This is a genomic window from Pseudomonas sp. NPDC089741, assembly GCF_044748825.1.
Lineage (GTDB): Bacteria > Pseudomonadota > Gammaproteobacteria > Pseudomonadales > Pseudomonadaceae > Aquipseudomonas > Aquipseudomonas helmanticensis.
Genome location: NZ_JBIVGT010000064.1, coordinates 1 through 5,801 on the forward strand (window position 1 = coordinate 1; position 5,801 = coordinate 5,801).

The window sequence follows — 5,801 nt, forward strand, 5'->3', positions numbered from 1 at the left end:
CCACCTTGCTGTTTCCTTCGGGGATGAACGGCGATGAGGACTTGAACCAGAAGTTCAAGCTCATGGACGACTTCGGCAAATACCTGGACAAACAGCGACGCAAACGTCGCGAGTACATTTATTGTGGCTCGCTGTATGTTGCGCAGCAGAAGCTCGACATCAAAAACTGGCGCGACAGCCAGCAATCACCGGGCTTCCTGGCGCCAGAACGCGCCTGGATGGACGAGATTGTCGGCAACATGGGCTACGTCGATGCCTTGCGCGAAGTCAGCCGTGAAGGCGACCAGTACAGCTGGTGGCCGGACAACGAGCAGGCCGAGATGCTCAATCTGGGCTGGCGCTTCGACTACCAGATCCTGACCCCGGGCTTGCGGCGCTCCGTGCGCAGCGCACGCCTGCCGCGTCAGCCACGGTTTTCGCAGCATGCGCCGCTGATCGTCGACTACGACTGGACGCTGACCATCTAAGCGTCGATTCGTAGATGAAAAAATGCCCGTATCGCAAGATGCGGGCATTTTTTTGCGCGTCAGTTCGAGCCGGATCCGAACTCAGACTGCCGCGAAGAATGGCAGGGCCAGGTACAGCTTGATCACAATGACATTGATAATGTCGATGAAGAACGCGCCCACCATTGGCACCACCAGAAAGGCAATTTGCGAAGGGCCGTAGCGCTGCGTCACTGCCTGCATGTTGGCAATAGCGGTCGGTGTGGCACCGAGACCGAACCCGCAATGCCCGGCAGCCAGAACAGCGGCATCGTAGTTGCGCCCCATCACCCTGAACGTCACGAAAATCGCGAAGAGCGCCATGACCAGCGCCTGCACCGCCAGAATGATGAAGATCGGCAAGGCCAGTGCCGCCAGATCCCACAACTTCAGCGACATCAGGGCAATCGCCAGAAACAGCGACAGACTGACGTTGCCCAGCACCGAGACTTCACGCTCGAACACCTGATACAGGCCAAGCGCCGACAGACCGTTGCGCAGCACCACGCCGACGAACAGCACACAGACGAACGTCGGCAGCTCGAACGCGGTTCCGTGCAACAAGCCATTCAATAGATTGCCAGCCAACAGGCTGACAGCGATCAGTGCCAACGTTTCGATAAACGAAAATGGCGTGATCGAGCGCTCTTTGTTCGGCTGCTCGAAACCCTTTGGCAGGCGCGGCGCTTCCTGGTGATTGCAGCCGGGCACTGTCACGCGCTTGATCAGTAAACGAGCAACCGGCCCACCGATCAGCCCGCCCAGCACCAGACCGAACGTCGCAGAGGCCATCGCCAGCTCGGAGGCGGAAGCCAAACCGTACTTCTCACTGAACACCGTCCCCCATGCCGCACCGGTGCCGTGACCGCCCGCCAGGGTGATCGAGCCTGTCAGCAGGCCCATCAACGGGTCAAGTCCGAGCAGGGTGGCCAAGCCGATACCCATCGCGTTCTGCACCACCAGCAACCCGGTGACTGCCAGCAGGAATATTCCGACGATGCGCCCGCCTTTCTTCAGGCTGGCGAAATCCGCACTCAGACCGATGGTGGCGAAAAAGGCCAGCATCAACGGCGTTTGCAGCGAGGTATCGAAGCGCACTTCAATATCGAATGTTCGTAGCAGCAATAGGATCAAGGCAACCAGCAGGCCACCCGCTACAGGTTCAGGAATATTGTAACTACGCATGAAACCAACACGTGTAACTAGTCCGCGCCCCAGCAGAAGTACCAAGGAGGCGGCCACTAGCGTTCCGTAAAAATCGAGCTGAATCATTTGGATAATTCTTGGCTATTTATTCAGAGGCGAACTTTTTACCTGGGCACGCCTCATGAACCGGCTGATTGTCTCAACACTGATTACTAAGAAATTCAAGAGCCTTCGATGGCTTGAACATATCGAAATATTTCAGGAGCAATATTACGCCGGGCAACTTTAACAACCGCCAAAGCCCATTGCCAAGGCCCTTGGCGAGCACCGGCGCCTGCAGTTGTGACTAGATATGTAACTGCGGAATTTATACGGAATTCAAAATACCGACCATCGCCATCAGAAATTTCCTACACACAAAAGTCGGCCAAGTTAGTTGCAAAAATAAAAATGCCCTGACATGTCAGGGCATTTTTTAATCATTGCAAACTGCGATCACATTATTATTTGATCAGCCGCCAGGTAACCGGATAACGATACGGAAACCCTTCGTTAGCCTTCACACCAGCAATAATGGTCAAAATCAGCGCGCCGATGGCCAACAGGCCAAACAGGAAGAAGCCAATAATCAGCACCATCAGCAGGAAACAAATCGCCGAAGCAATCGCCACGGTGATCTGAAAATTCAAAGCTTCTTTACCCTGCGCATCGATGAACGGGTCCGTCTCGCGTTTCATCTGCCAGAGGATCAGCGGCCCGATCAACGTGCCGAACGGAATCCAGATCCCCAGCAAGGCGGACAAGTGACAAAACATCGCCCACTGGCGAACCTCCTGGCTCGGCTTGGGCAGCAGCTCTTGCTCATCACTCATCGCGGACTCCTTGCGGTTATGAATCGGTTCAGTCAGCCAGTGCGGATTTTTGCAGTTCAAAGATTTCGTTCATGCCTTTCTTGGCCAGTTCCAGCATGGCGTTGAGGTCTTCAGGCTGGAACGGTGCACCTTCGGCGGTGCCCTGCACTTCGATGAAACCACCGGTGCTGGTCATGACCACGTTGAGGTCGGTCTCGGCAGCGGAATCTTCAAGATAGTCCAGATCCAGAACTGGCTCGCCCTGATACATGCCGACCGACACCGCAGCGATCATTTGCTTGAGCGGGTCGCCACCTTTCAGGCCGCCGCGCTTCTTGATCACTTTCAATGCGTCAACCAGAGCAACCATGGCGCCGGTGATGGACGCGGTGCGGGTACCGCCGTCAGCCTGGATCACGTCGCAGTCGACGTACAGGGTGACGTCGCCCAGTTTCGACATGTCCAGCGCAGCGCGCAGGGAACGGCCGATCAGACGCTGGATTTCCAGGGTACGACCACCCTGCTTGCCACGGCTGGCTTCACGCTGGTTTCGCTCGCCGGTGGCGCGCGGCAGCATGCCGTATTCGGCAGTCAACCAACCCTGGCCCTGGCCTTTAAGGAAACGCGGCACGCCGTTTTCGACGCTGACGGTGCAGATGACCTTGGTATCACCGAATTCGACCAGTACAGATCCCTCGGCGTGTTTGGTGTAGTTGCGGGTAATGCGGATCGAGCGGAGCTGATCGGCAGCGCGACCACTTGGACGTTTCATAGGGAATACCTGTACTGGGGACGGAAAACTGCCGAGCATTATAGAGCGGCGCACCGCAACTGGGCACTTGTTAAAAATTCCGGCGGCTCACCGAGGCCGGTGAAACGCGCATTACCGACGGGCTGCAGCCCTTTGTCACACCGTGTGTTTGGGCGCATTCGCCGCACTGCGCTACAATCCTGCGCCTTTGCTGCCAGTCGGCATGAATTCATTGATATCGCGCTTGCGGAACCCTCGTTTCGCGCCGATCTGCATTGCGAGGTTACCGCCATGGTGCACAGCATGACCGCCTTCGCCCGCGTCGAGAAAGCCGGCGCCCAGGGCACCCTGAGCTGGGAGTTGCGCTCGGTCAACAGCCGCTATCTGGAACCGCACCTGCGCCTGCCGGAGTCGTTTCGCGATCTCGAAGGCGCCGTGCGTGAAGCACTGCGCCAAGGCCTGTCGCGCGGCAAACTGGAATGCACGTTGCGTTTCACTGAAGAAAGCACCGGCAAGCCGTTGCAAGTCGATCGCGAGCGCGCCGCGCAACTGGTGGCCGCCGCCGAGACCGTTGCCGGCCTGATCAAGAACCCGGCCGCCTTGAACCCGCTGGAAGTGTTGGCCTGGCCCGGCGTACTGGTCGCCGATGCGAGCGATCCGCAGGCGCTGAACGCCGATGCGCTGGCGCTGTTCAATCAAGGCCTGAAAGAGCTGAAAGCCGGCCGCGAGCGCGAAGGCGCGGAGCTGGCGCGGTTGATCAACGAGCGTCTGACTTCGATTGAAGAAGACGTCGTGACCCTGCGCGAGCTAGTGCCACAGATGCTCGCCACCCAACGCCAGAAAGTCCTCGACCGCTTTGCCGACATGAAGGCGGAGATGGATCCGCAGCGCCTGGAACAGGAAATGGTCATGCTCGCGCAAAAGAGCGACGTGGCCGAAGAACTGGATCGGTTGAGCACCCACATCATCGAAGTTCGCCGGGTGCTCAAGTCCGGCGGAGCGGCCGGGCGTCGCCTGGACTTCCTGATGCAGGAGCTCAACCGCGAAGCCAACACACTGGGCTCCAAGGCCTTCGATCCGCGCAGCACCCAAGCCGCCGTCAACCTCAAGGTGTTGATCGAGCAGATGCGCGAACAAGTGCAGAATATTGAGTAAGGCAATCCCGACATGACCCACAGCACCGGCACCCTGTACATCATTTCCGCCCCCTCGGGCGCGGGCAAGAGCAGCCTGGTCAAGGCTTTGACCGACGCCAACGCGGAAATCCGCGTTTCGGTTTCGCACACCACCCGCGCCATGCGTCCGGGCGAAGTGGACGGCGTGAACTATCACTTCGTTTCCCGCGAAGCGTTTGTGAAGATGGGCGAACACGGCGATTTCCTTGAGCGCGCCGAAGTCTTCGGCAACCTCTATGGCACCTCGCAAAGCCACCTGCAGCAAACCCTCGACGCCGGCCACGACCTTATTCTGGAAATCGACTGGCAAGGCGCCGAGCAAGTGCGCAAGCTGATGCCACAGGCGCGTTCGATCTTCATTCTGCCGCCGTCGCTGCAAGCGTTGCACTCGCGCCTGACCAACCGAGGCCAGGACAGCGACGAGATCATCGACGGTCGCATGCGTGAAGCGGTCAGCGAAATGAGCCACTACGTCGACTATGACTACCTGATCATCAACGACGATTTCGCCCACGCGCTGGACGATCTGAAGGCGATTTTCCGTGCTAATCAGCTCATTCAGAAGCGTCAGCAACAGCTTCACGGCAAATTGCTGGCCGAATTGCTCGGTTAATCAGCACTTCCCAAAACGCCTGCAAGCGCTTTACATTGGCACTTGCAGCGCGTTGAAGAGCTTGGTTAAAAAATCAGCGCTTCCCTAATCGCTGGTGATTTTTTAAACTGTTGAGTCCGCTCGCCCAACCGGGCAGCGCGCATATTGCATTCGCTCCGAGGAATACCATGGCCCGCGTAACCGTTGAAGACTGCCTGAACCACGTGGAAAACCGTTTTGAGCTGGTCATGCTCTCTACCAAACGTGCCCGTCAACTGGCCACCGGCGGCAAAGAGCCACTGGTTCAGTGGGAAAACGACAAGCCTACCGTTGTAGCGCTGCGTGAAATCGCTGAAGGCCTGATGAGCTACGAGTTCATCGCCGAGCAGGAAATCGTCCAGGATGAACCGCTGTTCGCAGCGTTCGAGGACGAGTCCAACGAGGCCGTCTAAGCCTATGCCTGGTCGACGTAGCACGGCGCGGGGTCACAACCTACGGCAGGAATCATCATGCCGAGCATAGACGCCCTCGCCGATCGCTTATCGACCTACCTCGGCAACGACCAGGTCAACCTGGTCCGCCGAGCGTATTTCTACGCCGAACAAGCCCATGACGGTCAACGCCGTCGCAGTGGCGAGGCGTACGTCACGCACCCCCTTGCCGTAGCGAATATTCTTGCCGACATGCACATGGACCATCAGAGTTTGATGGCTGCGATGCTGCATGACGTGATCGAAGACACCGGTATCGCCAAAGAAGCGCTGCAAGCGCAGTTCGGTGAACCCGTGGCCGAACTGGTCG

General features: G+C 58.0%; 8 protein-coding genes. 5 read left to right on the forward strand and 3 right to left on the reverse strand.

The features are described 5' to 3' along the window. Window positions 1-467: catabolite repression control protein Crc (locus ACIPZE_RS28490; protein WP_400776750.1), on the forward strand; the 467-nt coding region annotated here is incomplete at its 5' end. A gap of 81 nt (window positions 468-548) precedes the next feature. Here the strand turns inward: ACIPZE_RS28490 and gltS are convergent. From gltS to rph, 3 genes are all read right to left on the reverse strand, one after another. Beyond that, window positions 549-1,757, reverse strand: a complete 1,209-nt coding sequence (gene gltS / locus ACIPZE_RS28495) for a sodium/glutamate symporter (RefSeq protein ID WP_400776752.1) — start codon at window positions 1,755-1,757, stop codon at window positions 549-551. 377 nt (window positions 1,758-2,134) lie between these two features. Continuing rightward, entirely contained in the window at window positions 2,135-2,503 is a 369-nt protein-coding gene (locus ACIPZE_RS28500; RefSeq protein ID WP_400776754.1) for a DUF4870 domain-containing protein, read from the reverse strand. A gap of 28 nt (window positions 2,504-2,531) precedes the next feature. Beyond that, window positions 2,532-3,254, reverse strand: a complete 723-nt coding sequence (gene rph, locus ACIPZE_RS28505) for a ribonuclease PH (protein ID WP_129386531.1) — start codon at window positions 3,252-3,254, stop codon at window positions 2,532-2,534. A gap of 270 nt (window positions 3,255-3,524) precedes the next feature. Between rph and ACIPZE_RS28510 the strand changes: the two genes are divergently transcribed. The 4 genes from ACIPZE_RS28510 to ACIPZE_RS28525 all read left to right on the forward strand — a co-directional run. Beyond that, on the forward strand, window positions 3,525-4,388 hold the full coding sequence (locus tag ACIPZE_RS28510; RefSeq protein ID WP_283438342.1) for a YicC/YloC family endoribonuclease: 864 nt from the start codon (window positions 3,525-3,527) through the stop codon (window positions 4,386-4,388). Between the two features lie 12 nt (window positions 4,389-4,400). Then, window positions 4,401-5,021 carry a guanylate kinase gene (gene gmk, locus ACIPZE_RS28515; RefSeq protein ID WP_129386538.1) on the forward strand — a complete coding sequence of 207 codons (621 nt, stop codon included), beginning with the start codon at window positions 4,401-4,403 and terminating at the stop codon, window positions 5,019-5,021. Window positions 5,022-5,188: 167 nt separating this feature from the next. Further along, on the forward strand, window positions 5,189-5,452 hold the full coding sequence (rpoZ, locus tag ACIPZE_RS28520; protein WP_016985812.1) for a DNA-directed RNA polymerase subunit omega: 264 nt from the start codon (window positions 5,189-5,191) through the stop codon (window positions 5,450-5,452). Window positions 5,453-5,509: 57 nt separating this feature from the next. Beyond that, the coding region (locus tag ACIPZE_RS28525; protein ID WP_400776759.1) for an HD domain-containing protein at window positions 5,510-5,801 on the forward strand (292 nt) is incomplete at its 3' end.